This window comes from Actinoplanes sp. NPDC051405 (genome assembly GCF_055586185.1).
Map to the genome: position 1 here is coordinate 132,052 of NZ_JBVJIR010000018.1, position 23,553 is coordinate 155,604.

General features: G+C 71.0%; 25 protein-coding genes. 18 read left to right on the forward strand and 7 right to left on the reverse strand.

Going from position 1 to position 23,553, the window contains the following annotated elements; genetic code table 11:
• Positions 1-62: 62 nt before the first annotated feature.
• Positions 63-1,100 (forward strand): class I SAM-dependent methyltransferase, encoded by a 1,038-nt coding sequence (locus tag ACZ6S4_RS33470; RefSeq protein ID WP_465478740.1) that lies wholly within the window; start codon positions 63-65, stop codon positions 1,098-1,100.
• A 77-nt stretch (positions 1,101-1,177) separates the two neighbouring features.
• Here ACZ6S4_RS33470 and ACZ6S4_RS33475 read toward each other — a convergent pair whose 3' ends face one another.
• The 4 genes from ACZ6S4_RS33475 to ACZ6S4_RS33490 all read right to left on the reverse strand — a co-directional run bounded on the left by ACZ6S4_RS33475 (position 1,178) and on the right by ACZ6S4_RS33490 (position 7,067).
• A complete protein-coding gene (locus ACZ6S4_RS33475) occupies positions 1,178-1,666 on the reverse strand; it encodes a CAP domain-containing protein (RefSeq protein ID WP_360549954.1) in 489 nt (162 codons plus the stop codon).
• A 184-nt stretch (positions 1,667-1,850) separates the two neighbouring features.
• A complete protein-coding gene (locus ACZ6S4_RS33480; protein WP_465478741.1) occupies positions 1,851-3,923 on the reverse strand; it encodes an acyltransferase family protein in 2,073 nt (690 codons plus the stop codon).
• A 5-nt stretch (positions 3,924-3,928) separates the two neighbouring features.
• Positions 3,929-5,191: a nucleotide sugar dehydrogenase gene (locus ACZ6S4_RS33485; protein ID WP_465478742.1), complete on the reverse strand. Its 1,263-nt coding sequence runs from the start codon at positions 5,189-5,191 to the stop codon at positions 3,929-3,931.
• 28 nt (positions 5,192-5,219) lie between these two features.
• A complete protein-coding gene (locus ACZ6S4_RS33490; RefSeq protein WP_465478743.1) occupies positions 5,220-7,067 on the reverse strand; it encodes a stealth family protein in 1,848 nt (615 codons plus the stop codon).
• Between the two features lie 279 nt (positions 7,068-7,346).
• Between ACZ6S4_RS33490 and ACZ6S4_RS33495 the strand changes: the two genes are divergently transcribed.
• The 4 genes from ACZ6S4_RS33495 to ACZ6S4_RS33510 all read left to right on the forward strand — a co-directional run bounded on the left by ACZ6S4_RS33495 (position 7,347) and on the right by ACZ6S4_RS33510 (position 10,773).
• Entirely contained in the window at positions 7,347-7,586 is a 240-nt protein-coding gene (locus ACZ6S4_RS33495) for a hypothetical protein (RefSeq protein WP_360549946.1), read from the forward strand.
• Positions 7,587-7,650: 64 nt separating this feature from the next.
• Positions 7,651-9,210 carry a signal recognition particle protein gene (gene ffh / locus ACZ6S4_RS33500; protein WP_360820868.1) on the forward strand — a complete coding sequence of 520 codons (1,560 nt, stop codon included), beginning with the start codon at positions 7,651-7,653 and terminating at the stop codon, positions 9,208-9,210.
• A 167-nt stretch (positions 9,211-9,377) separates the two neighbouring features.
• Positions 9,378-9,671, forward strand: coding sequence for a hypothetical protein (locus ACZ6S4_RS33505; RefSeq protein WP_465478744.1), 294 nt, complete (start codon positions 9,378-9,380; stop codon positions 9,669-9,671).
• A 25-nt stretch (positions 9,672-9,696) separates the two neighbouring features.
• Complete coding sequence (locus tag ACZ6S4_RS33510; protein WP_465478745.1) at positions 9,697-10,773, forward strand: amidohydrolase family protein; 1,077 nt, start codon at positions 9,697-9,699, stop codon at positions 10,771-10,773.
• On the opposite strand, the gene ACZ6S4_RS33515 is transcribed toward ACZ6S4_RS33510, so the two are convergent.
• Together ACZ6S4_RS33515 and ACZ6S4_RS33520 are read right to left on the reverse strand one after the other, a co-directional pair.
• On the reverse strand, positions 10,763-12,175 hold the full coding sequence (locus ACZ6S4_RS33515) for an outer membrane protein assembly factor BamB family protein (protein ID WP_465478746.1): 1,413 nt from the start codon (positions 12,173-12,175) through the stop codon (positions 10,763-10,765). The genes ACZ6S4_RS33510 and ACZ6S4_RS33515 overlap by 11 nt on opposite strands.
• A complete protein-coding gene (locus ACZ6S4_RS33520; RefSeq protein ID WP_465478747.1) occupies positions 12,165-12,695 on the reverse strand; it encodes a SigE family RNA polymerase sigma factor in 531 nt (176 codons plus the stop codon). The genes ACZ6S4_RS33515 and ACZ6S4_RS33520 overlap by 11 nt, the downstream gene beginning before the upstream one ends.
• Positions 12,696-12,771: 76 nt before the next feature.
• Here ACZ6S4_RS33520 and proS point away from each other — a divergent pair, with 76 nt between their 5' ends.
• From proS to ACZ6S4_RS33585, 13 genes are all read left to right on the forward strand, one after another.
• Complete coding sequence (proS, locus tag ACZ6S4_RS33525) at positions 12,772-14,178, forward strand: proline--tRNA ligase (protein WP_465478748.1); 1,407 nt, start codon at positions 12,772-12,774, stop codon at positions 14,176-14,178.
• Positions 14,179-14,180: 2 nt separating this feature from the next.
• Positions 14,181-14,840: a ribonuclease FAU-1 family protein gene (locus ACZ6S4_RS33530; RefSeq protein ID WP_465478749.1), complete on the forward strand. Its 660-nt coding sequence runs from the start codon at positions 14,181-14,183 to the stop codon at positions 14,838-14,840.
• Positions 14,841-15,472: 632 nt separating this feature from the next.
• Positions 15,473-16,036 (forward strand): 30S ribosomal protein S16, encoded by a 564-nt coding sequence (gene rpsP / locus ACZ6S4_RS33535; protein WP_465478750.1) that lies wholly within the window; start codon positions 15,473-15,475, stop codon positions 16,034-16,036.
• Complete coding sequence (locus ACZ6S4_RS33540; RefSeq protein WP_023561857.1) at positions 16,014-16,271, forward strand: RNA-binding protein; 258 nt, start codon at positions 16,014-16,016, stop codon at positions 16,269-16,271. The genes rpsP and ACZ6S4_RS33540 overlap by 23 nt, the downstream gene beginning before the upstream one ends.
• 14 nt (positions 16,272-16,285) lie before the next feature.
• The gene (rimM, locus tag ACZ6S4_RS33545; RefSeq protein WP_465478827.1) at positions 16,286-16,849 is read left to right on the forward strand and encodes a ribosome maturation factor RimM; all 564 of its coding nucleotides are present in this window, start codon (positions 16,286-16,288) and stop codon (positions 16,847-16,849) included.
• Positions 16,849-17,613 carry a tRNA (guanosine(37)-N1)-methyltransferase TrmD gene (gene trmD, locus ACZ6S4_RS33550; RefSeq protein WP_465478751.1) on the forward strand — a complete coding sequence of 255 codons (765 nt, stop codon included), beginning with the start codon at positions 16,849-16,851 and terminating at the stop codon, positions 17,611-17,613. The genes rimM and trmD overlap by 1 nt, the downstream gene beginning before the upstream one ends.
• A gap of 130 nt (positions 17,614-17,743) precedes the next feature.
• Positions 17,744-18,103, forward strand: a complete 360-nt coding sequence (gene rplS / locus ACZ6S4_RS33555; RefSeq protein ID WP_360549929.1) for a 50S ribosomal protein L19 — start codon at positions 17,744-17,746, stop codon at positions 18,101-18,103.
• Between the two features lie 202 nt (positions 18,104-18,305).
• The gene (gene lepB, locus ACZ6S4_RS33560; RefSeq protein WP_465478752.1) at positions 18,306-19,190 is read left to right on the forward strand and encodes a signal peptidase I; all 885 of its coding nucleotides are present in this window, start codon (positions 18,306-18,308) and stop codon (positions 19,188-19,190) included.
• Entirely contained in the window at positions 19,187-19,840 is a 654-nt protein-coding gene (gene lepB / locus ACZ6S4_RS33565) for a signal peptidase I (RefSeq protein ID WP_465478753.1), read from the forward strand. The genes lepB (ACZ6S4_RS33560) and lepB (ACZ6S4_RS33565) overlap by 4 nt, the downstream gene beginning before the upstream one ends.
• Positions 19,841-19,919: 79 nt before the next feature.
• Positions 19,920-20,366, forward strand: coding sequence for an NUDIX hydrolase (locus ACZ6S4_RS33570; RefSeq protein ID WP_465478754.1), 447 nt, complete (start codon positions 19,920-19,922; stop codon positions 20,364-20,366).
• Positions 20,366-21,184 (forward strand): ribonuclease HII, encoded by an 819-nt coding sequence (locus tag ACZ6S4_RS33575; protein WP_360549921.1) that lies wholly within the window; start codon positions 20,366-20,368, stop codon positions 21,182-21,184. Before ACZ6S4_RS33570 ends, ACZ6S4_RS33575 begins: the two co-directional genes overlap by 1 nt.
• Positions 21,181-21,507 (forward strand): DUF2469 domain-containing protein, encoded by a 327-nt coding sequence (locus ACZ6S4_RS33580; protein WP_023561849.1) that lies wholly within the window; start codon positions 21,181-21,183, stop codon positions 21,505-21,507. The genes ACZ6S4_RS33575 and ACZ6S4_RS33580 overlap by 4 nt, the downstream gene beginning before the upstream one ends.
• Before the next feature lie 66 nt (positions 21,508-21,573).
• Positions 21,574-22,050, forward strand: coding sequence for a murein hydrolase activator EnvC family protein (locus ACZ6S4_RS33585; protein WP_465478755.1), 477 nt, complete (start codon positions 21,574-21,576; stop codon positions 22,048-22,050).
• A gap of 2 nt (positions 22,051-22,052) precedes the next feature.
• Here ACZ6S4_RS33585 and ACZ6S4_RS33590 read toward each other — a convergent pair whose 3' ends face one another.
• Positions 22,053-23,240, reverse strand: coding sequence for an aminotransferase class V-fold PLP-dependent enzyme (locus ACZ6S4_RS33590; protein WP_465478756.1), 1,188 nt, complete (start codon positions 23,238-23,240; stop codon positions 22,053-22,055).
• Positions 23,241-23,553 lie beyond the last annotated feature (313 nt).

Genomic DNA, 23,553 nt, shown 5'->3' on the forward strand with positions numbered 1-23,553 from the left:
GGCGTTAGGCGATCGTGTTGACCCGCGCCGGGCCCGGCGCGCATGACTCTGGAGGTCCTTCGATGAGCAGCCTGGTCCGGTTCGGCGGTCGGCTGGCGGTGCGCCTGCGCAGCCTGACACGCCCCCAGGCAGTGGTCCTCATGGTGATCCTGGCGCTCTGCGCCGGGGTCTGGTGGTCGGCCGGGTCGGGCAACCAGGGTCTCGCGCTGTCGTTCGTGGCCGGTCTGCTGCTGGCCGTCCTGCTCGGGATCCTGCACCTGTCCCGCTGGATCGGCGGGGTCTACCGGGCCAACCAGAACGCGCACCGCGAGCTGCGCACGGTCGTGGAGCAGCTGCAGCGGCGGGTCGTCGCTACGGTGGAGAAGGAACGGCTCACCGCCGGCGACCGCCACCAGGAGCTGACCCGGACCGTCACCCGGGGCCTGCGGCAGAGCGGGCACGGCACCGACCTGCTGCTGCGCGCGCAGAGCCGGGAGATCGAGGCGCTGGTCCAGCTCTTCCAGCAGTTCACCCCGCGGGCGCCGATGCCGTCCTCGGGTGACTTCGCGCTCAACCCGACCGACCTGCTGGAACTGCTGCACCTGGTCCGGCTGCGCCAGCCCCGGCTGGTGGTCGAGCTGGGCAGCGGCACCTCGTCGGTGTGGCTGGCCTACGCCCTGGAACAGTACGGCGGCAAGCTCGTCTCCCTCGACCACGACCCCGACTACGCCCGGCAGACCCGCACGATGCTCGCCGCCCACGGCCTCAACGCCGTCGCCGAGGTCCGCGACGCCCCGCTGCGTGAGCTCACGGTCAACGGCAAGACCTACCAGTGGTACGACGCGGACAAGCTGACCGACCTCACCGGCATCGACCTGTTGCTGGTCGACGGCCCGCCCGCGGCCACCGGCCCGGACGCGCGCTACCCGGCGCTGTCGGTGCTCGCCGGGCGGCTCGCGGGTACGGCCACCGTGGTGCTGGACGACGCCAACCGTGAGGACGAGCGGGCCGCCGTACGGCGGTGGACCGAGGAAGTGCCGGGGCTGACCGAGGAGCGGGTGCTGCTCGGGCGGCATGCGGTGCTGGCGTACTCGCGTACCGGGGCACCCGTCACCGTCTGAAGATGGGACCGGCCGGCATGCGGGGGCATGCCGGCCGGTCTTTTCGGGGGGTGGGTGAAGCCTGGGTGGCGCCGCGGTCAGCGGCTGCCGAAGTCCTGGGTGTAGTACGGCGTGCCGTTGGCGGAGTACACGACGCCGACGGCGAACGTCTTGGCGCCACAGTCGAGCAGGTTGCGGCGGTGGCCCGGGCTCTTCATCCACGCGTTGACGACCTCGGCGGCGCTGCGGTAGCCCCACGCGATGTTCTCGCTGCGCGCGGCGGTGTAGCCGGCGGCCTTGGCCCGGGCGACGAACGTCGAGCTGGCCGAGCCGGTGTGGCTGAACTTGCCGGTCGTGGCCATGTACTTGCTGTGGCCGCGGGCCGCCCAGAGCAGCTCCGCGTTGACCCGCAGGCCCTTGCAGCCGGCCTTGACCCGCTCCTTGTTCGACAGGCTGACGACCTGGGTCTGCAGCGTGGTGAAGGAGACGGTGGCGGCCTCCGCCGGGGTGGCGATCGCGACCATGCCGAGCAGTGCGGCGGGGATCATCGCGAGGGTGGCGAGGCGACGGACCAGGGTCTTCTGCACGGGTCAACCTTTCGAGGAACACCGCCTGGACGTCTTGTTCGCCAGGTACGCCATTCCCTTCGGAAGTCCCGCAGGGTTCGCTGATGCCTCCTCAGGTGCCTTGGTGTGAGTGCTCAGTTGCCGCCGAGTTGCCTGCCGTACCGCGGTTGCGCGCGCGGCGCCGGCCGGTTGCGGGACGGGAGCCTTATCGGCGCAAGGCCTCCGCGAGCAGCGGTACGAGCAACCGGCTGTACGCCGTGGTGATGTGGTGCTGGTCCTTGTAGACCAGCAGGTTGCCCACGATGACCGGACACGTCGTCGCGGTGCAGAACCACGGCAGCGGGTCGATGACTGTCGCACCCTCGGCCCGGGCCACTCCGGCGACCAGCGCCCGGCGCTTGCGGAACTGGACCGCGTCGGCCCGGCTGCGGGCGCACGCCGCGGGATTGTCCAGATGCGCCGACAGGCAGTCGGGCACGTTGCGGGCCTGCCACGGGGTGTCGTTGACGTAATACACCTCGGTGCCCGGGCCCTTGACCGCGTCGAGCGAGCGCCGCCACGCGGCCGACCAGGCGTCGTCCAGCGAGCCGGTCACGTCCAGCAGCGGGGCGTTCGGCAGGGTCGAGGCCATGATGACCTTCGCCGGCCGCAGCGACCGGATGTGGCGCCAGGCCGCCCGGCGCCACTGCACACACTCGGTGAAGCGCCGCTTGAGCGCGTCCTCGTAGATGACCACGTCCGCGGCCGAGCAGGCGCTCTTGGTGACCACGACGAGCTTCCAGTGCCGCTGCCGGGCGATCGCCTCCAGCGCCGGGAACCAGTGGCCGGCGTGCGAGTCGCCGAACAGCACGACCGTGGTGGGCGAGGACAGGTCACCGTAGGCGCACGGGGTCTTCACCTCGGGGTCCGCGAACGCCGGGGAGCACTTGTCCGCGTACAGGCGGGGCTTGTCCTTGGCCGCGGCGGCCAGCGCCGGGGTGAGGTTGGCCGGGACCGCCGGCATCCCGGCGGCCAGGGCCAGGTTCTGCTGGAGCTTGGCGACGCCGGTCAAGGCGGGGGCGCGGTAACCCGTGCCGCCTGTGCTGCCCACGAGCACAGTGATCAGCACACACAGCCCGGCGGCGAGCAGGGAGACGGCCGCGCCGGCGGTCAGGCCGCGCCACGGCCGGTCGCGCAGGGCGGCGAGGTGCCGCACCGGGTTCTCCACCAGCGCGTACGTCAGCGCGGCGAGCACCAGGGCGCCGAGGGCGACCAGCACGTTCTCCGCGGCGGTGAGCTGGCGGCCGAGGGCGAACGGGGCAATGAGCAGCACCGGCCAGTGCCACAGGTACCAGGAGTAGGAGAGCCGGCCGATGACCTGGAGCACCGGTACGCCGAGCAGGCCGGCCGGGCGGGCGCAACCACCGGCGATGACGGCCGCGGTGCCGAGCACGGGCAGCAGGGCGGCGTACCCGGGGAACGGCGTCGCCGCGGTGAAGCTCAGCGCCGCGACCACCACGGCGCCCAGCCCGCTGCCGATCAGCAGCTTCGCGGGCAGTGGGGGCAGCCGCCGCAGCCGGTCGGCCCCGACGGCGAGCAGCGCACCGGCGCCGAGCTCCCAGGCCCGGGTGTGCGCCCCGAAGTACGCCCACCCGGCGTTGTGCCGCGTCTGCCAGATCGACACCGCCAGCGAACCGGCGGTCAGCACGGCCAGCACCGTGGTCAGCCCGCGTCCGCCGCGCCGCACCACGAGGAGCAGCAGCAGCGGCCAGACCAGGTAGAACTGCTCCTCCACGGCGAGCGACCAGAAGTGCTGCAACGGCGACGGGGCCGACTCCGCGCTCAGGTAGTCGGTGCCGATCGCGGCCAGCCGCCAGTTCATCGCGTAGATCGAGGTGTGCAGCGCGTCCGAGACGATCTCCGACAAGCGCAGCGGCGGCAGCCACAGCGCCGACGCGGCCACCGTCGCGACGACCACCACGGTCGAGGCCGGCAGCAGCCGCAGCGCCCGCCGGGCGTAGAACCGGGGGATCGAGACCCGGCCGGTGCGCTGCGCCTCGCGCAGCAGCAGCCCGGTGATCAGGAAGCCGGAGATGACGAAGAAGACGTCGACGCCGACGTAACCGCCGCCGATGAACGGCAGACCGCAGTGGTACGCGACCACGAGCAGCACCGCGACCGCCCGCAGCCCCTCGATGTCCCGCCGGTGCCGGGCCGGTTCCGGGGCCGGCGTGACGCTCGGTCCGGAGCCGGCGGGCCGGTGCCGCCGGGGCGCGGGTGTGACCGGCGCGGTGCTCATCTCGGTCACAGTCGGTGCGCCTCCGCGCCGTGGGTCACGCCCCGGGTGTCGAAGAACCGCTTGGCGATGCCGGCCAGGTGGTCGGCGTCGTACTCGCGGTGGTGCTGCACGAGGATCACCAGATCGGCGGCCGCGGCGGCGCCCTCCAGGTCGTCCGTGCGCGGCACCTCCACGTCGCCGACGCTCCACCGCAGCACGTGCGGGTCGTGATAGCTGAGTTTGGCGCCGAGCGCGGCGAGCTGCCGGGCCAGCGGGGTGGCGGGCGACTCTCGCTGGTCGGCGATGTTCGCCTTGTACGTGACCCCGAGCAGCAGCACCCGCGCCCCGTGCACCGCCTGCCCGTCGGCGTTGAGCAGGTTCTGCGCCCGCCGGGCCACGTACGCCGGCATCGTCGCGTTGATCTCCTGGGCCAGCTCCACGAACCGGAACGGGTAACCCAGCTTGCTGCGCACGTTGTGGCTCAGGTAGTTCGGGTCGATCGGGATGCAGTGCCCGCCGACGCCCGGCCCGGGGTAGAACGCCTGGAAGCCGAACGGCTTGGTCGATGCGGCGTGGATGACGTCCCACAGGTCGATGTCCAGCTCGTGGCAGAACCGCGCCATCTCGTTGACCAGCGCGATGTTGACGTGCCGGTACGTGTTCTCCAGCAGCTTCGCCGTCTCGGCCTCACGGGTGCCCCGGGTGCGCACCACCGTGTCGATGAACCGCCCGTAGAACTGCGCGACCCGCTCGGTGCAGCCGGCGGTGTAGCCACCGACCACCTTCGGAGTGTTGCGCGGGCCGAACTGCTCGTTGCCCGGGTCGATGCGCTCCGGCGAGAACGCGAGGTGGAAGTCACGCCCGGCGACCAGGCCGGAGAGCCGTTCCAGCAGTGGCCGGACCACGTCGTCGGTGGTGCCGGGATAGGTCGTGGACTCCAGCACCACCAGCATGCCCGGGCGCAGGTTGCGCCCGATGGCCTCGGTCGCGCCGGTGACCGCGCGCAGGTCCGGCCCGTCGCCGTCGGACAGCGGCGTCGGCACGCAGATCACCGCGACGTCCGCGGTGGCGATCAGGCTCTCGTCCACAGTGGTCCGGAAGCCGCCGGCGAGCATCTCGGCCACGTCGGCCTCGGACAGGTCGTCGACGTGCGAGCGGCCCGCGCCGAGCGCGTCGACCACCGCGGCGTTGACGTCGAAGCCGAGCACGGACAGGCCCGACCGGATGGCCTGCTGGGCCAGCGGCAGGCCGACGTAACCGAGACCGAGGATGACGGCGTCGTACCTCACGGGATGCTTCTCCTTGATCGAGCGCCGGTCAGGCGACGGGCGTGTTGGTGGAGGTCTGTTCTCCGGTGCCGCGGTTGCGGTCGTGCTGCGCGGGCAGTGCGCCCGTGACCGCCGTGATGGCGCGGCCGACCTGACGGCCCGGCAGTGCGGGCGGGGCCGGCGGCGCGGCGGTGGCGGGCCGCGGCGAGTTCAGCTCGTACGGCGAGACGAACGGCAGGTACGCGGGCAGGAAGTCGGCCAGCATCGCCTCCTGGTCGGCCGCCACGGCCGGGTCGGAGTCGATGTCGTTGAGGCAGAACGCGTCCAGGTTGCGGTGCCGCAGCAGGTCGGCGAGCTTGAACGGGGTCACCGGCGCGGCCAGGTCGGTGTAGCGGAACCGGATCGTGCCCGGCACCGCCCGCCCGGTGAGGTAGGCGTAGTACTGCTGCAAGGACGACAGCAGCGAGATGTCGTCCGGGTGGCGGAACTGGTGGTTGGCGGTGGCCTCGACGTACTCGGCGAAGCGTTCCTCGATCTCGGCGATGACGCTGCGCCGCGACGGGTGCGGGGTGTGCTTCATCTTGCGGGTCAGCACCCGGCCGAAGGCGGCCCGGATCAGCTCCCGGTTGTTCTTGCCGGCCGAGTCGGCCGGCGGGTCGGTCGGGCTGCGCGGCGCCGCGTCGACCAGCGCGGTGGACGGGAAGAAGCGGGTCAGCCCGCCGGGCGTGAAGAACAGCTCGGGCCCGACCGGCCGGCCCAGGAACACGTCGTCGTTGAGGTAGAGGAAGTGCTCGCTGAGCCCGGGGATGCGGTGCAGCCGGGACTCGATGGCCTGCGAGTTGAACGTCGGCAGGGTGCCGGTCTCGCCGAAGATCTCCTTGTGGCTGACCACGGTGATCCGCGGATGGGTGGTGTCCAGCCAGGCCGGCACCTGGTCGTCGGTGACCAGGAAGACGTGCCGGATCCAGGGGGCGAAGCAGTGCAGGGCGCGCAGCGAGTACCGCAGCTCGTCGCGGGAGGCGTACCGGGAGTCGTTGTTGGCGAGCTTGCTGGCCCCGTGCAGCCAGGTGTTGGTGGCCAGCGCGGCGGCCTTGCGGGCCTGCCAGGCCGGGTCGCCGCCGTCGACCCAGGTGTAGACGGCGTCGATCGGGAAGCTGATCCGGTCCAGGCTCGGCGTCGTGAAGATCTCCCGGGTGCGGTAGCGGGCGGGATCGTCCGGTGCGCTGAACGCGCCGAACGCGGGCTCGCCGGCGCGGACCACCGGCTCGTCGGCCGGGATCACGTCGGCGATCGGGTTCGCCCGCGGCCCGGACAGCACGCCGTCCTGCTGCCGCCAGAACTCGATGTCGCAGCCCACGTCGAGGCCGAGCAGCAGGCTGCCGCCCGGATCGGTGACCGGCCAGCACACCCGCAGGATCTCCGCGGTGCGCCGGGCCCGGCGGCCCTGGTGCCCGCGCGGCCGCACGACCTGCAGGATCCCGGTGCCGCCCCCGGTGAGTTCCTCCAGCGTGCGGACCACCAGGGCCCGGTGCTGCACCGGTACGGCCACAGCGGTGTGCAGCAGCGCGCGGGTGGGCACCCGGAACCAGTCGACGCCGGCCGCGTCCAGGGCGGCGATGACGCGGTCGAGGTTCTGCCGCCGTACCTCGGCGGGGCTGGCCGCCGGGTCCCGGCGTGCGGTGACCCAGCCGCGGCCGGCCCGGACCCGCATCGTCGGGGCGTCGGTCGCGGTCCGCATCAGCGGCAGCCGGGGCGGCGCGGACAGGTGCACGATCCGGCGCGCCATGCCGAGGCGCTGCTCCGGCGCGACGTGGGGCAGGACCCGGTGCTGGACCGTGCTCAGGATGCGCGCCCGGACTCCCCAGGGCGCCAGTCGCAGGATCCGCCGCAGGGGCACGCCGTAGTCCTTCCGCCGGATGTTCGTCGGGGCCGATCGATCAGCCGCCCGGTTCCTCGTGCCTCAACGGCCCGATTCATCAGAAGGTTGCGGTCGATGTCGGCTTTTCGGACATCTGTGCTATGTCAGAAGTTGCGCCTGTTACCTGCGGTATACGTGATTTATGCAGGTGGCGGGGCCGAACGCCGCCCGGCCACCCCTACGGGTCCGCCCCGATGCGCCCGCTTGCGTGGGCGAGGCATGGTGGACAACGGGTGGGTATCACTTCGGGAGGCTGAGATGGGCAAAGCAATCGCGTACCTGGTGGCGACGATCGCCGGCGTCATCGTGGTGGGCTGGATCGCGATCCAGCTGTTGCAGGTGCTGGTCGGTGCGCTGGCCTACCTGATCGTCGGCGCGGTCGTGGTCGGCGGCGGGGTCTATCTGTACGGCCGGGCGAAGCGCTCGCTGGCCCCGGGCACCCGTAACCAGCGGCGGATCGAGGCGGCGGCGAAGACGTACCGGATGCGCAACCGGTGAGCGTGCGAGCGGGCGGCTAGGCTTGCGGTCATCTCCTCACCTCTGACCAACGGGAAGTTGCGCCGTGTTTGACACCTTGAGCGACCGCCTCTCCGGGATCTTCACCAAGCTCCGCGGCAAGGGCAAGCTCACCGACGCCGACATCGACGCCACCGCGCGCGAGATCCGTCTCGCGCTGCTCGAGGCGGACGTCGCGCTGCCGGTGGTCAAGTCGTTCATCGCCAATCTGAAGGAGCGGGCCCGCGGCGCCGAGGTGTCCCAGGCGCTCAACCCGGCCCAGCAGATCATCAAGATCGTCCACGAGGAGCTCATCACCGTCCTCGGCGGCGAGGGCCGGCGGCTGCAGTTCGCCAAGCAGCCGCCCACGGTGATCATGCTGGCCGGTCTGCAGGGCTCCGGTAAGACCACGCTGGCCGGCAAGCTGTCCCGCTGGCTCAAGGGCCAGAACCACCAGGTCCTGCTGGTCGCGGCCGACCTCCAGCGCCCCAACGCGGTCAACCAGCTCCAGGTCCTCGGCGGCCGGGCCGGCGTCGACGTGTACGCCCCCGAGCCCGGCAACGGCGTCGGCAACCCGGTGCAGGTGGCCAAGGACTCGATCGAGCACGCGAAGCGGACGGCGAAGGACATCGTCATCGTCGACACCGCCGGTCGCCTCGGCATCGACACCGAGATGATGCAGCAGGCCCGCGACATCCGCGACGCCGTCGACCCGGACGAGGTCATCTTCGTCATCGACGCGATGGTCGGCCAGGACGCGGTCACCACGGCCGAGGCGTTCCGCGACGGCGTGGGCATCACCGGCGTGGTCCTCTCCAAGCTCGACGGCGACGCCCGCGGCGGCGCGGCGCTGTCGGTGCGGCACGTCACCGGCGAGCCGATCCTGTTCGCGTCCACGGGCGAGAAGCTCGAGGACTTCGACGTCTTCCACCCCGACCGGATGGCCAGCCGCATCCTCGGCATGGGCGACGTGCTGACCCTCATCGAGCAGGCCGAGCAGGCCTTCGACGAGGATCAGAAGGAGAAGATGACCTCCAAGCTGCTCGGTGGCGAGCAGTTCACCCTGGAGGACTTCCTCGACCAGCTGATCGCGGTGCGGCGGATGGGCCCGATCGCCAACGTGCTGGCGATGATGCCCGGCATGGGCCAGATGAAGGACCAGATCGCCGAGCTCGACGACAGCCACTTCGACCGCGTCACGGCGATCATCCGCTCGATGACCCCGGGCGAGCGCACCAACCCGAAGATCATCAACGGCTCCCGCCGCGTCCGCATCGCCAACGGCTCCGGCGTGACGGTGATGGACGTCAACCAGCTGCTCAACCGCTTCACCGACGCGCAGAAGATGATGAAGCAGATGGGCGGCATGATGGGCCTGCCGGGCGGCGGGCGCCGCAAGGCCACCAAGAGCCCGAAGAACAAGCGCAAGGGCACCAAGGGCGGCAACCGGCCGCGCGTGGGCGGCGGGATGCCGGGCGGCTTCCCGGGCGGAATGCCGCAGCTGCCCCCGGGCCTGGACCCGAACGCGCTGGGCGGGGCACAGGGGCTGCCGCCGGGCTTCAAGCTCCCGAAGATCGACTTCAACAAGCTCAACAACCCCAAGAAGCCCGGCGACGACAAGCGCTGATAGCGCAATGACAACTAGTCGCTCGTAAAGTAAGGTCATCGGCATCCCGTCGAGGAGGATGCCGATGACCCCATGGCCGGAGGGGCCGAGCGCACGCAGATGGACCGTTCCCCTGCAGAGCGAGCTCGTCATCTCGGTGACGAACGCCCTCGGGTCGAGATGTCCGGATGACTATCTCGCGGTGCACTACGTTCCGCTGGCTGTCGACGAGCACAGCCAGCTGCGCCAAGACCACGATCTATGCGGCCGCGGGCGTCCCGGAGTACTGGATCATCGATCCTTGGTATGACGGACGCATGGTTCTCACCCGGTTGATGCTCGGTCCCGGCGGCTGTTACGAAATCGCGGAGAGCACCGACAAGGTCTTCCACACGGACTCCCCGTTCCCCGTGACGATCGACCTACCGCAGCTGTGGAAGCGTCGTGAGTCCTTCTGGAAGCACGCCCGCCAGTCGGCCTGAGGGTCCCATCGGGTAGGACATACGCATGGCGTTGCATGTGCGTGGGGTTCTGCTGCCCGATGACGAGGTCCGCGATCTCTGGCTGGTGGGGGACCGCATCACCCTCGAGCCCGTCGCCGGCGCCGAGACCATCAGTGACGGTGGCTACGTCGTTCCCGGGCTGGTCGACGCCCACTGTCACCTCGGCATCCAGTACGGCGCCAAGCCCATCGAGAGCCTCGACCAGGCCCGCGAGCTCGCCCACACCGACCGTGACGCCGGCGTGCTCGCGTTGCGGGACGCCGGTTCGCCGTACCCGTATCCCGAGCTCGACGACGAGCCCGGCATCCCCCGCCTGGTCCGCGCCGGCCGGCACGTCGCGCCCACCCGGCGCTATCTGCGCGACATCGGCGTCGAGGTCGACGCCGCCGACGTGGTCGCCACCGTCACCGCGCAGGCCAAGGCCGGCACCGGCTGGGTGAAGCTGGTCGGGGACTGGATCGACCGGTCCGTCGGCGACCTCGCCCCGTCCTGGGATCCCGCCACCATGGCCGCCGCTGTCGAGGCCGCCCACGCCGCCGGCGTCCGGGCCGCCGTGCACACGTTCTCCGAGGAGGGCGTCGCGCAGATGGTCCGGGCCGGCGTCGACTCGGTCGAGCACGGCACCGGCCTGTCGCTGGAGCTGATCGACGAGATGGCCCGCCGCGGCACCGCCCTGGTCCCCACGATGATCAACATCCGGACCTTCGGTGGCATCGCCGATCAGGCCCGGGCCAAGTTCCCCGGGTACGCCGACCACATGCTCGCCCTGCGCGACGGCTTCCCCGAGGTGGTGGTGTCCGCCCACGAGGCCGGCGTGCCGATCTATGTGGGCACCGACGCGGGTGGCAGCATCCGGCACGGCCTCGCCGCCGAGGAGATGCTGCTGCTGCACGAGGCCGGCATCCCCGCCGCCGATGTGCTGGCCGCCGCCTCCTGGAAGGCCCGGGCCTGGCTCGGCTTCCCCGGCCTGAACGAGGGTGGCCTCGCCGACCTGGTCGTCTACGAGGCCGACCCCCGCCGGGACCTGCGGGTGGTCCGCGCCCCGAGCCGGATCGTGCTGCGCGGCGCGGTCATCCGCTGATGTCCCAGATCCGCAGGCTGGTGCCGACCGGGCAGGCCAGCCGCTCCGGCGTCCAGGCGCACGCGTCGGATGCCGGCGGCACCTCACCCAGCACGGTTACCTTCCCGTCCGGCAGCGTGACCTTGCTGGCCGGACCGGCGACGAAGCTCGGCAGCAGCAGCAGAGCGTCCGTGTCGAGCCAGGACACCGAGCCGTCCGGCGTCGAGAAGATCCGCTTGCCGTCCCGGTCGTAGACCACCCGCTCACCGCCGGACCCGCCGACCAGCGTGTAGCCGTGCACGGTGGAGACCGAACTGCCGTTCTTCGCCCCCGGCACCTGCCACAGCTGCCGGCCGGTCGCCCCCTGAAGCATCGAGACCGTACCCGTGGCGTTCCGGTCCTGGTCGCTCACGCAGACCCGCAGCTCACCGCACATCTGCAGCATGTCGAGCTGATGTCCGGGACCGCGGGTGAACACCACCTTGGAACTGCCCTGAGCGGAGCGCAGGTCCGTTGCCCGCACCCGGAAGCCGTTCTGCTCGCAGCACTCGTGCTCGTCGTTGTAGAGCCACCCGTCGTACGCGAAGTAGGTGCGGGGATCGGTGTCCGGCGGCGCGGCTGTGACCGTACGTTTCAGCTCGCCGGTCGTGATGTCCCGCACCTGGACCTTGCCCGCGCGGGTGACCTGCACCAGCCGGTCGTCGATGAAGTAGAACGGCCGGCCCAGCCACAAGTCCTCGTTGCGGTCCAGATAGGTGCCCGTGGTGTACACCGGCCGGTCGGCCGGGGCCGGCTGCTGCCAGCGACGGACCCCGCTCACCCAGTCGAACGCCTCCGTACGGCCGTTCGCCGAAGCCCGGACCACCACGGACTCGTGCCGGACCACCTCGTCCCCGGCCTCGAAGGGCAACGCCCACCGCTCCCGGCCGTCGGCGGGATCAAGGATGTGCATCGTGTTGGCGGAACCGTGGCGCAGGGTGACCACCAGTGCCCGCGGCAGCAAGTTGACGGCGAGCAGTTCATCGGTGCGGCTGCCCAGCGGCCGGGCCGGCCAGGCGACCGCGCCGGTGCGCAGCTCCACCGCGATCATGCTGATCTGGCCGTTGAGGGTCTGCCAGGCGGTGTAGAGCCGGCCGTCCGTGCCGGCCACAGTCGAGGCTCGGGCCTGGTCACCGAACTCGACCGGCGCCCCCACCGCGGGCAACGTGCGCTTCGACGTCACCGGCGCGGACTGCCGCTCGTGCCGCACCAGGACAACACCCACGCCGGCGGCGATCAGGCACACCGCGGCAGCCGCTGCGACCATGGCCCGGTTCCGCGTGCGCTGCCGCCCCCGGTGCCGGGCCTGCTCGGCCTGGGCCAGCGGTATGCCGTCCGCGTGCCGGCCCAGCGAGGTGAACAGGTCGTCGAGATCAATGGGCATGGCCGGCTCCTTTCCGGGCTCCCGCGTCCAGCGCCGGGTCGGCGGCGGGCTCCAGGGTGCCGAGCGTGGCGGCCAGACCGGCCCGGCCCCGCGACAGCCAGGACTTCACCGTGCCGGTGGAGGCCCCGGTCTCGGCGGCGATCTCGCCGACGGACCGGTCGAGCAGGTAGTACAGGGTCAGTGCCCGGCGATGCGCCGCCGGCAGCGTCCGCATCGCGCGGACCAGCAGGACCGTGTCCTCCGACGGTGGTGCCGCAGGTGCGGGCGGGGGATCGGCTGCGGCCCGCGACCGGCGTACGCCCAGACGGCGCCACCGGTCCGCGGAGAGCCGGCTGACGACCAGGCGCAACCACGCCTCCGGCTCCTCGTAGCCGGACAACCGCCGCCACCGCTGCCACGCCCGGGCGTACGCCTCCTGCACCAGGTCCTGCGCCTCGGCCGGGTCGCCGGTGAGCCCGTAGGCGTAGCGGACCAGCCTGCGGGACGTGTCCCGGTAGAACGCGTCGAAGTCGTCGGTCATCTCCACCGCCCCTCGCAGAAGGACACGGGACGGCCGCCCGGTCGGTTGCGCACGGGTCTCGCTAGGATGCTGCCTCATGGCTCGCGTGCTCACTCCCCGTGCGGAGGACTTCCCCCGCTGGTACCAGGACCTCATCGCCAAGGCGCAACTCGCCGACAACGGCCCGGTGCGCGGGACGATGGTGATCCGGCCGGCCGGCTACGCCATCTGGGAGCACATGCAGGCGGACATGGACCGCCGGATCAAGGAAGCGGGCGTGCAGAACGCGTACTTCCCGCTGTTCATCCCGGAGAGCTACCTGCGCCGCGAGGCCAACCACGTCGAGGGCTTCTCGCCCGAACTGGCCGTGGTCACCCACGCCGGCGGCAAGGAGCTCGCCGAGCCGCTGGTCGTGCGGCCGACCAGCGAGACCGTCATCGGCGAGTTCATGGCCAAGTGGGTCGACTCGTACCGCGACCTGCCGCTGCTGCTCAACCAGTGGGCCAACGTCGTGCGCTGGGAGCTGCGCCCGCGCACGTTCCTGCGCACCACCGAGTTCCTCTGGCAGGAGGGCCACACCGCGCACGCGACCGAGGAGGACGCCCGCGAGCACGCGCGGGAGATCCACAAGCACGTGTACGAGGACTTCATGGTCAACATGCTGGCCATCCCGGTCGTACCCGGTCGCAAGACCAAGGGCGAGCGGTTCGCCGGCGCGACCAACACGATGACCGTCGAGGCCATGATGGGCGACATGAAGGCCCTGCAGATGGGCACGTCGCACGAGCTGGGGCAGAACTTCGCCAAGGCCTTCGACATCACCTACTCGTCCGCGGCCGGCAAGGTCGAGCACGCCTGGACCACGTCCTGGGGCACCTCCACCCGGATGATGGGCGGCCTGATCATGGTGCACGGCGACGACAACGGCCTGCGGCTGCCGCCGCGCATCGCGCCGATCCAGGCGCAGGTCATGGTGGTCAAGGCCGGCGAAGGCGTCCTGGAAGCGGCCACCAAGCTGACCGACGAGCTCAAGGCGGCCGGCGTACGCGTCAAGCTCGACGCCCGGGCCGACATCCCGTTCGGCCGCCGGGCCGTCGACGCCGAGCTCCAGGGCATTCCGGTACGCATCGAGGTGGGCCCCCGCGACCTGGGCGCGGGCAACGCCGTGGTGGCCCGCCGCATCGACGGCACCAAGACGCCGGTGGCCCTGGCCGAGGTGGCGGCGACCGTGACGGCCGCCCTGCAGGCCGACCAGCAGCGGATGTACGACGACGCGCTGGCCTTCCGCGAGAGCAACACGGTCGACGTGAAGACGCTGGGCGACGCGATCGAAGCAGCGCAGACCGGCTGGGCGCGGGTGCCGTGGTCGGCGGTGGGCACCGAGGGTGAGGCCGAGGCCAACGGCAAGGCGGTGACCGTGCGCTGCCTGTTCCGCGCGGACGGCTCGATGCCGGACAGCGACGACGAGCCCGACCTGATCGCGATCCTGGCCCGGTCGTACTGACCGTGCCCGCCCGTTTCACGCCCGGCCGCGAGGTCCTCTACCGCAACATCGACGGGCCGCGGCTGGCCTCCGTACGCCCGTGCCGCGTGGTCTCCGACGACGACCGCGGGCTGCTGCTCTGGCTGGCCCGCGGCTCGGCGGTGGTGATCGAGGTGGCGGAGGACGGCCGAGGCATCCGCGACATGCCGTTCGCCGAATGGACGGGCCTGCGCACCAAGATCGTCGCCGACACATGGCAAGGCCCCGGCCTGCTCAAATTCATCCCCCCGGACGCCGACCACTCGATCTGGTTCTTCCGCGACGACGCCGGCCACTTCACAGGCTGGTACGTGAACCTGGAAGAACGAGCAATCCGCTGGGACGACGGCGACGTGGCAGGCGTGGACGTGATCGACCAGGACCTGGACGTGGTGGTGGCCCCGGACCGTACGTGGCAGTGGAAAGACGAAGACGAATTCTCCGAGCGTCTCGCCTTCCCGGACCACTACTGGGTCCACAACTCCGCAGCGGTCCGGGCCGAAGGCCTCCGCGTAATCAAGTCCATCGAGGCCGGCGACTTCCCTTTCGACGGCACCTGGACCACCTACCAGCCGGACCCGTCCTGGCCCGTCCCCACCTCTTTGCCTTCCGGTTGGGATCGGGCCGCTGCGCCTCGGCCCTGAGGTGCTTCTGCTTCTGCTGGTTGCATGCCCGCGCAACTCACTCACCTGCCACCCCGCCACCTCCAACCAAACCCCCGACCCGAATCCGTGACCCGCGACCTCGCAGACCGGTGCCTCGACGCTTCGCCTGCGGTCCGAGGCTGGGCGAATGACGCAGGAGGTGCGATACGGGCCGATTCTGCTGAGAGAGCGGGTAGCGGCCGTCGCGGGCCCGGCTTATTCGGAGGGCCTGCCGTCCGGGGGCATGCCGGGATCGCCAAGGCCGACCGGGTCGGCAGGGCCACGCGGAATATCCCTCAGCGGAACCAAAGCCCCACCAAGCAAGCACCCAGCCGCAGCCGGATAAAACCATGCAACCACCAGGCAATCGGCGGGAGCGACGGTCAGTGCCATGCAACCAGGCACGACAGGAAAGATCTCCAAGAGCGAGGGAAACCAGACCCGATTGGGACGAGCCGAGGAGCTCTGGCAGAATGGACGGGTCCGGCGTGCGTAGAGGTGCCCTCTAACTCCTCCACGCACCGCCAGTCCTCGAGGCATCGGTCCCATATCCCCACGTGGGTTCCGTTCTCTCACCCACGTACCGGCTCCCAGGCGGGCCGGTCGTCATCGCAACAGGAGCGAACAAGACCGTGGCCGTAAAGATCCGGCTCCTGCGGATGGGCAAGATCCGCAACCCGCAGTACCGCATCGTCGTCGCCGACTCGCGCACCAAGCGTGACGGCCGCGCCATCGAGTACGTCGGTATCTACCAGCCCAAGGAAGACCCCTCGATCATCGAGGTGAAGTCGGAGCGGGTGCAGTACTGGCTCTCGGTCGGCGCGCAGCCGAGCGAGGCCGTGCAGCGTCTGCTCGAGAAGACCGGCGACTGGCAGCAGTTCAAGGGCCTGCCGGCCCCGCCGCCGCTGCTGATGAAGGCGGAGAAGGTCAGCCGCCTGGCGACCTACGAGGCCGAGGCGAAGGCTGCCGCCGGTGTCGCCGAGACTCCGGCTGCCAAGCCAGCCAAGAAGGCTCGCGCGACCGAGAAGGCGGCCGACAAGTCCGCTGACAAGGCTGCCGACAAGACCCCGGCCGCGCCGGAGGTTGCCGAGACGCGGCCGAGTGACACCAAGGCTGTCGACCCGGCCGAGCCGAACCGCGAGGCTGTTGCCGCGGACGCGAAGGACCCGGCCGGTGCCGGCGCCGACGCGAACTGACGGGGCGCTCCGGCCTGCGCTGGAGCACCTCGTCAAGGGCATCGTCGACAACCCGGACGATGTCCGGGTCCGGCTGGTCGACTCGCGCCGCGGCAAGCGGCTCGAGGTGCGCGTGCACCCTGAGGACCTGGGTACGGTCATCGGGCGGGGCGGGCGTACGGCCAAGGCGCTGCGTCAGGTCATCGGTTCGATCGGTGGGCGCGGCATCCGCGTCGACATCGTCGACGCGTACTGAGCTGCTGCCTGATGTTGCTGGTCGTCGGTCAGATCGGGAAGCCCCATGGGATTCGTGGGGAAGTGCTGGTGACGGTGCGGACCGATGATCCAGAGGCGAGATTCGCCGCCGGGTCGGCGTTCACCACGGAGGTCCCTCGGGACCGCCGGGTGAGTGCCGGCCCGGCGGTCGCCGCCCCCGGGGTGCCTTATCAGGTGCCCGCGAAGCTTGTCCTCGAGGCGATCCGCTGGCATCAGGGCAAGGGCATCGCCCAGTTCGAGGGCGTCCTCGACCGCAACACCGCTGAGGCTCTGCGTGGCGTGTTGTTGCAGGTCGACAGCTCGGAGATCACCGAGCCGGACGATCCGGACGAGTTCAACGATCATCAGCTCACCGGCCTGTCCGTGGAGTCGGTCGACGGCACTGTGCTGGGCACGGTCGACCGGATCGACCACGCGCCTGCTTCTGATCTCATCGTCTTGAAGAAGGCTGCCGGGGGCACGGCGCTCATCCCGTTCGTCAGCCGGATGGTGCCGACGGTCGATCTGGCCGGCGGTCGGATCGTCGTCGACCTGCCCGAGGGTCTGCTCGACCTCTGATGCGCGTTGACGTCGTTTCCATCTTCCCCGAGTATTTCGCTCCGCTGGAGCTGTCGCTGATCGGGAAGGCCCGCGGCGCCGGGATTCTCGAGCTCGCTGTGCATGATCTGCGCACCTGGACCTCGGATGTGCATCGCACGGTGGACGACTCCCCGTACGGCGGTGGTCCCGGCATGGTCATGCGCCCGGAGCCGTGGGCGGCGGCGCTGGATGCGGTTGCCGGTCCTTCGTCCGTTCTCGTGGTGCCGTCGCCGGTGGGTAAGCCGTTCACCCAGGCGGACGCCCACGAGCTCGCCGCCCTGGATCACCTGATTTTCGCCTGCGGCCGGTACGAGGGCATCGACCAGCGCGTCCTCGATGACGCGGCCGCGCGGATGCCGGTCCGTGAGGTCTCGCTCGGTGACTACGTGCTGTTCGGTGGTGAGGTCGCGGTCATCGTGATCATGGAAGCGGTCACCCGGCTGCTGCCCGGCGTGCTGGGCAACGCCGATTCGCTGACCGAGGAGTCACACGCCGCCGGCCTGCTGGAGGCGCCGGTGTACACCAAGCCGGCCGTCTGGCGGGACAGGGCGGTGCCCGAGGTGCTCCGGTCCGGTGATCATGGCCGGATCGCGCGCTGGCGGCGTACCGAATCGTTGCTGCGCACCGCAGCCCGGCGGCCGGACCTGCTGGCCGCCTATCCGGTTGATCTTCTGGACAAGAAGGACCGGGCCGCCCTGGACGAGGCCGGATTTCAGATCCCGCCCCCGGGTGTGGCAAAGTAGTGAGGTTGCCGTTCGCGCCCCACGCCGTGGCCGGCCGGACGAGGACCCCCTGCACCGATGTCAGCGGGTCAGAATCACCCAATCGCGCATCGAACTCCCGGTGCGCTTTGAGTACGACGAGGATGCAGCGATGAACACGCTGGACCAGCTCGACGCCCAGTCGCGGCGCACGGACATCCCCGACTTCCGGGCCGGTGACACCGTCAAGGTGCACGTCCGGGTCGTCGAGGGCAACCGTTCCCGCGTCCAGATCTTCCAGGGCGTCGTCATCAGCCGCCAGGGCGGCGGGCTCCGCGAGACCTTCAAGGTCCGGAAGATCAGCTTCGGCGTCGGCGTCGAGCGGACCTACCCGGTCAACAGCCCGCAGCTCGACCGCATCGAGGTCGTGACCCGCGGTGACGTGCGTCGCGCCAAGCTCTACTACCTGCGTGAGCTCCGGGGCAAGAAGGCCAAGATCAAGGAGCTGCGCGAGAAGCAGACGGTCAGCTGAACCCCCTACCGGTCCGGGCCGTATTCACTCGGACTGACGTTTACTGCGCCAGCGCACTACGCTTGCGTGAGTGACGGATGGGAATTCAGCAGGACCATTCGCACTACCGCCCGTCATGTCCCCACCGGGGGAACTCGGGCGGTAGTGCTGTATCCGGGGCGGTTCAACCGGACGGCGGCGGGAGATGCGTAGCGTGGAACCGATGCAGGGGTATCGACCCTCCTCCTCCGGACGTCGCCGCGGGCGGGTGATCCGGCGCAAGGAGATGCCCCTCTGGCAGGAGTTGCCGCTGCTGCTGGTGGTGGCCTTCTGCCTGGCCGTGCTGATCCGCACCTTCCTCGTGCAGGCGTTCTACATCCCGTCCGGCTCGATGGAGAACACCCTCGCGATCAAGGACCGCGTCCTGGTCAACAAGGTCGTCTACGACATGCGTGACCCGCTGCGCGGTGAGATCGTGGTCTTCCGCGGCACCGACAACTGGGCGCCCGAGCAGCCGGCCGAGCCGATCAGCAACACCTTCGGCGCCAAGCTCGGCCGCACCATCGGCGACCTCGTCGGGGTCAGTCGTCCGGGCGAACGCGACTTCATCAAACGGGTGATCGGCCTGCCCGGCGACAAGATCGCCTGCTGCGACGACCAGGGCCGGATCACCGTCAACGGCGAGCCGATCGACGAGCCGTACATCTTCGAGGACTCGCCGCTGGACGCGCCGCCGAATCCGCGGCAGTGCACCAGCCGCCGGTTCGCCGAGGTGACCGTCCCCGCGGGTGAGATGTTCGTCATGGGCGACCACCGCCTGGTGTCGCAGGACGCGCGCTGCCAGGGTCCGGTACCCATCGACAACATCATCGGCCGGGCCTTCGTGGTGGTGTGGCCGACCAGCCACTTCACCAGCCTTTCCGTGCCGGACAACTGGAAGTCGTACGCGGCGGCGCACCCGATCGCGGCCGGCCCGGCCGGTGAATCTCCCCGGCATGCCCCCGATCCCGCCACCGCGGCCGTTATGCTGCCGTTCCTCTTAAGTGTCGGCGTATCCGCGCGTTCCGGACTGTGGTTGCGGCCCCGGGGACGTAGGCTCCGATCGTGATTGACGAGCACACCGAGCCCACCAAGCGCAGCGGTTCGTTCTGGCGCGAGCTACCGATCTTGCTGGGAGTGGCGATCCTCGTCGCCGTCCTGGTGCGCTTCTTCGTGCTGCAGACCTTCTACATCCCGTCGCCCTCGATGGAGCACACGCTCAACGTCTGGGACAGAGTGCTGGTCAACAAGCTCGTGTACGACTTCCGCGAGCCGCGCCGGGGCGAGATCGTGGTCTTCAAGGCCCCGACCGACTGGCAGAGCGGCACCGAGGGCGAGGACTTCATCAAGCGCATCATCGGCGTCAGCGGCGACCACGTGGTCTGCTGCGACGACCAGGAACGCCTGATGATCAACGGCCACTCGCTGGACGAGCCGTTCATCTACACCGACGCGGACGGCCAGCAGGACCCGGCGGCGGACGAGAAGTTCGACATCACCGTGCCGGCCGGCCGGCTCTGGGTCATGGGTGACCACCGATCCGCGTCCGGGGACTCCCTGGAGCACTGGGAGCAGACCAAGGACATTCAGGCCGCCACGATCAAGACCGACTCGATCGTCGGCCGGGCGTTCACGATCTTCTGGCCGGTGTCCCGGGCCACCTGGCTCTCCGTGCCCAAGGAGTTCGACGACGTCCCGGACGCGGCACCGGCCAAGTGACGCGGCACCGGCCAACTGACGCGGCGCCGGGCGACTGACCCGGCGTCAAGATCGACCATTGGCGCAATAGGCTGGGGGCGTGACGTTCATCGACCGCCGGGCCGCCCGGGTGCTTCTCATCGATGCCGCGGAGCGCGTTCTGCTGCTGCACGGCGGTGACCCGGCACGCGCGGACCAGCACTGGTGGTTCACGCCCGGCGGTGGGCTGAACGAGGGCGAGACGCCCGCCCTGGGCGCGGCCCGCGAGCTGCTGGAGGAGACCGGCCTGCGGGTCGATCCCGCCGAGCTGGGCCAGCCGGTGCACCACGAGACCACCGAGTTCAGCTACGACAACCGCCAGTACCGCCAGGACCAGGACTTCTTCCTGCTGCGGGTGGACTCGTGGCAGGTCGACACCACCGGCTTCGACCCCGAGGAGCAGCGCACGATCACCGCGCACCGCTGGTGGTCCGTGGCCGAGCTCGACACCTCGACCGAGCAGATCTTCCCGATCGGGCTCGCCGACCTGCTGCGTAAGGTCCTCTGATGCTCAGTCCGCCCCGGACGGTGGTGCGCCGCGAAGGCGGCCTCTACGCCCTTGAGCGCGCGCTGCAGCGCCGTGGCTTCCGGCACGTCGCCGGGGCCGACGAGGCCGGCCGGGGCGCCTGTGCGGGGCCGCTGGTCGCCGCCGCGGCGATCCTGCCCGAGGGCAAGCGCGGCGAGATCGACGAGCTGGCCGACTCCAAGCTGCTCACCGCGGCCGCCCGCGAACGCGTCTACGACGAGGTGGTCACGCGGGCGCTGGCCTGGTCGGTGGTGATCGTCCCGCCGGCCGAGGTGGACGGCCGCGGCCTGCACGTCTGCAACCTGGCCGCGATGCGCCGCGCGCTCGCGTCGCTCACGACCCGCCCCGAGTACGTCCTGACCGACGGTTTCCCGGTCGACGGGCTGGGGGCACCGGGCCTCGCGGTGTGGAAAGGCGACCGGGTGGCGGCCTGTGTGGCGGCGGCCAGCGTGCTCGCCAAGGTCACCCGGGACCGGCTGATGGTGGAGCTGGACGGCAGGTTCCCGGACTACGGCTTCGCGGTGCACAAGGGCTACATCACCGACGAGCACAGCGCGGCGCTGACCAGGCACGGCCCCTGCGCGGAGCACCGCTTCTCGTACGTGAACGTGGCGGCCGTCTCCGGGCGCGGCAACCGGCCCCCTCGGGCCCGCCGTCCCGCGGTTCTGCCCCCGGTCAACGCCGAGCCGCTGATGCTCTGGCCAGCAGTGGAGGGTACCGTCGGCGTGGCGTCGGGCGAGCAGCCTCGGCCGCCGGTGCCGGTGGGGGAAGATGAGGCCATGGAGGGCGAGAAGCGATGAGCGCAGAGGATCTCGAGAAGTACGAGACCGAGATGGAGCTGCAGCTCTACCGGGAGTACCGCGACATCGTCCGACAGTTCTCGTACGTGGTGGAGACGGAACGCCGGTTCTACCTGGCGAACCAGGTGGACCTGCATGTCCGCAACTCCGACGGCGAGGTCTACTTCGAGGTCGAGATGCACGACGCGTGGGTCTGGGACATGTACCGGCCGGCCCGCTTCGTCAAGAACGTCCGCGTGATGACGTTCAAGGACGTCAACGTGGAGGAGCTGGAGAAGCCGGACATCTCCCTGCCGGACGAGGCCGGTTTCGGCGGGAGCTGACCGGGCGGCGGCGGTTGTCCACAGGGCGGGTCGCGGCTCATCTCGGAGAAGAGCACCATGCCTGGCATGGTGCTCTTGCTTTCAGCCCTCATGGTCCTGTCCGGTCTTCCGGTTGCGGCTCCTGAGCGGGCCGGTGGGGGGTTCGGCTGGCCGGTCGACGGTGCCCGGGTCGTGCGGCGTTTTGATCCGCCGCCGCGCCCCTGGCTGCCCGGTCATCGCGGAACGGATCTGGCTGCCGCTCGCGGCTCCGTGGTGCGGGCCGCCGGAGCGGGCACGATCGTGTTCGCCGGGCAGGTCGCGGGGCGCGGGGTCGTCAGCGTGGCGCATCCCGGCGGCCTGCGGACCACCTATGAGCCGGTGGATGTCCGGACGCGCCGGCCCGGTGACGCCGTTGCGGCCGGGGAGGCGCTCGGCACGCTGGCGGCTGATCATCCCGGCTGCCCGGCGGCGGCCTGTCTGCACTGGGGGTTGCGCCGCGGCGCGGACTACCTGGACCCGCTGACGCTGCTCGGTCTCGGGCGCGTCCGGCTGCTGCCGCTGTGATGTCAGCGCAGGGATGCCAGCAGGGGTGGCAGGCGTTCCGCCAGGTTCTCGTATTCCTCCGGGCGGTTGTAGACCTGGGCGCTGAGCCGCAGCCAGCCGCGGCCGCCCCACGCGTTCACCGCGACCTCGGTCGCCAGCTTGTCGGCGATCTGCTGACGCAGGGCGTGCGCCTCCGGCTGCGTCGTGGCGACCCCCGACGGCAGCGGCAGGATCCGCATGGCCGCCTCGGCCACGCCGGGGTCCGGCAGGTCGGAGGGCGCCAGGCCGAGACTCGCCCCGACAAGCCGCTGACCGTACGCCGCGAGCGCCGCGTTGTGCCGGCGCACAGCCTCGACGCCCAGCGTGCGCAGGGTGAAGAGCCCGGCGGGAGCGGCCAGCCAGGGCGAGTAGTCCATGGTGCCCTGCGACTCCACCGACAACGGGAAGCCCGAGTCATGCTCCCAGGACACGACGAGCGGCTCGATCCGCCGGCGCCAGCCCGGGGCCACGGCGAGCAGGGCGGTGCCCCGCGGGGCGAAGGCCCACTTGTGCAGGTTGCCCACCCAGAAGTCGGCGCCGAGCCGGTCGACCCGGACGGGCAGCATGCCGGGCACGTGCGCGGCGTCGACCAGCACCGGAATCTCGTGTTCCCGGGCGGCAGCGGCGATCGCGCGCACCGGCAGCACCTTCGCGGTCGGCGAGGTCAGCTGGTCGATGATCAGCAGCTTGGTCTTGCCCGGCCGCAACGCCCCGCGAATCCGCGACACCACCTCGGCATCGGAAGCATCAAGCGGCAGCGCGACGGTCCGCGCACTGGCCCCGTCCCGCCGGCACTGCCGCCGCACAGCGATCGCGTTGGCGCCGTAGCCGTGGTCGGTGAGCAGCACCTCGTCACCGGAGGTCAGCCGGATCGACTGCAGCACCAGCGAGACGGCGGCGGTGGCGTTCGGCACCAGAGCGCTGCCGTCCGGGTCGGCGCCGAGAAAATCGGCCAGATGCCGTCGGGTATGGACGATCCGGTCGGTCAGCCCCGGCGAAGCGAAGAACGACATCGGATTGCGCTCGACCTCGTCCCGCAGCCGCTGCTGGGTGCGCTGTACGCCGATCGGGACGGCACCGAACGAACCATGGTTGAGGTAGGCGGTGGCCGGGTCGAGCGAGAAGAGGAGCCGCGCTCCCGGGATGGGCGGGGGCGGATCTCCGACGCTCACGCCCTGATCGTACGTGGTGCCAGCGGGTCCGTCGCGGTCGTTCCTCAGACGGGGCGACGGGCGGTCGCGGCGCGGCTGCGGTGACTGCCGGGTCGCGGGCGGGCCTGCGGTGGCCGCTTGGTTGCGGCGGCCCTGCGGTTGTCGCCGGGTCGCGGCCCGCCTGCGGCCGCCGGCTTGGCCGCCGGGCCTGTGGTTGTCGCCGCGTCGCGGCCGGCCTGCGCCGGCCGCCGGGTCGCTGCCGGCCTGCGCCGGCCGCCGGGTCGCTGCCGGCCTGCGCCGGCCGCCGGGTCGCTGCCGGGCTCGCGGTCGTCGC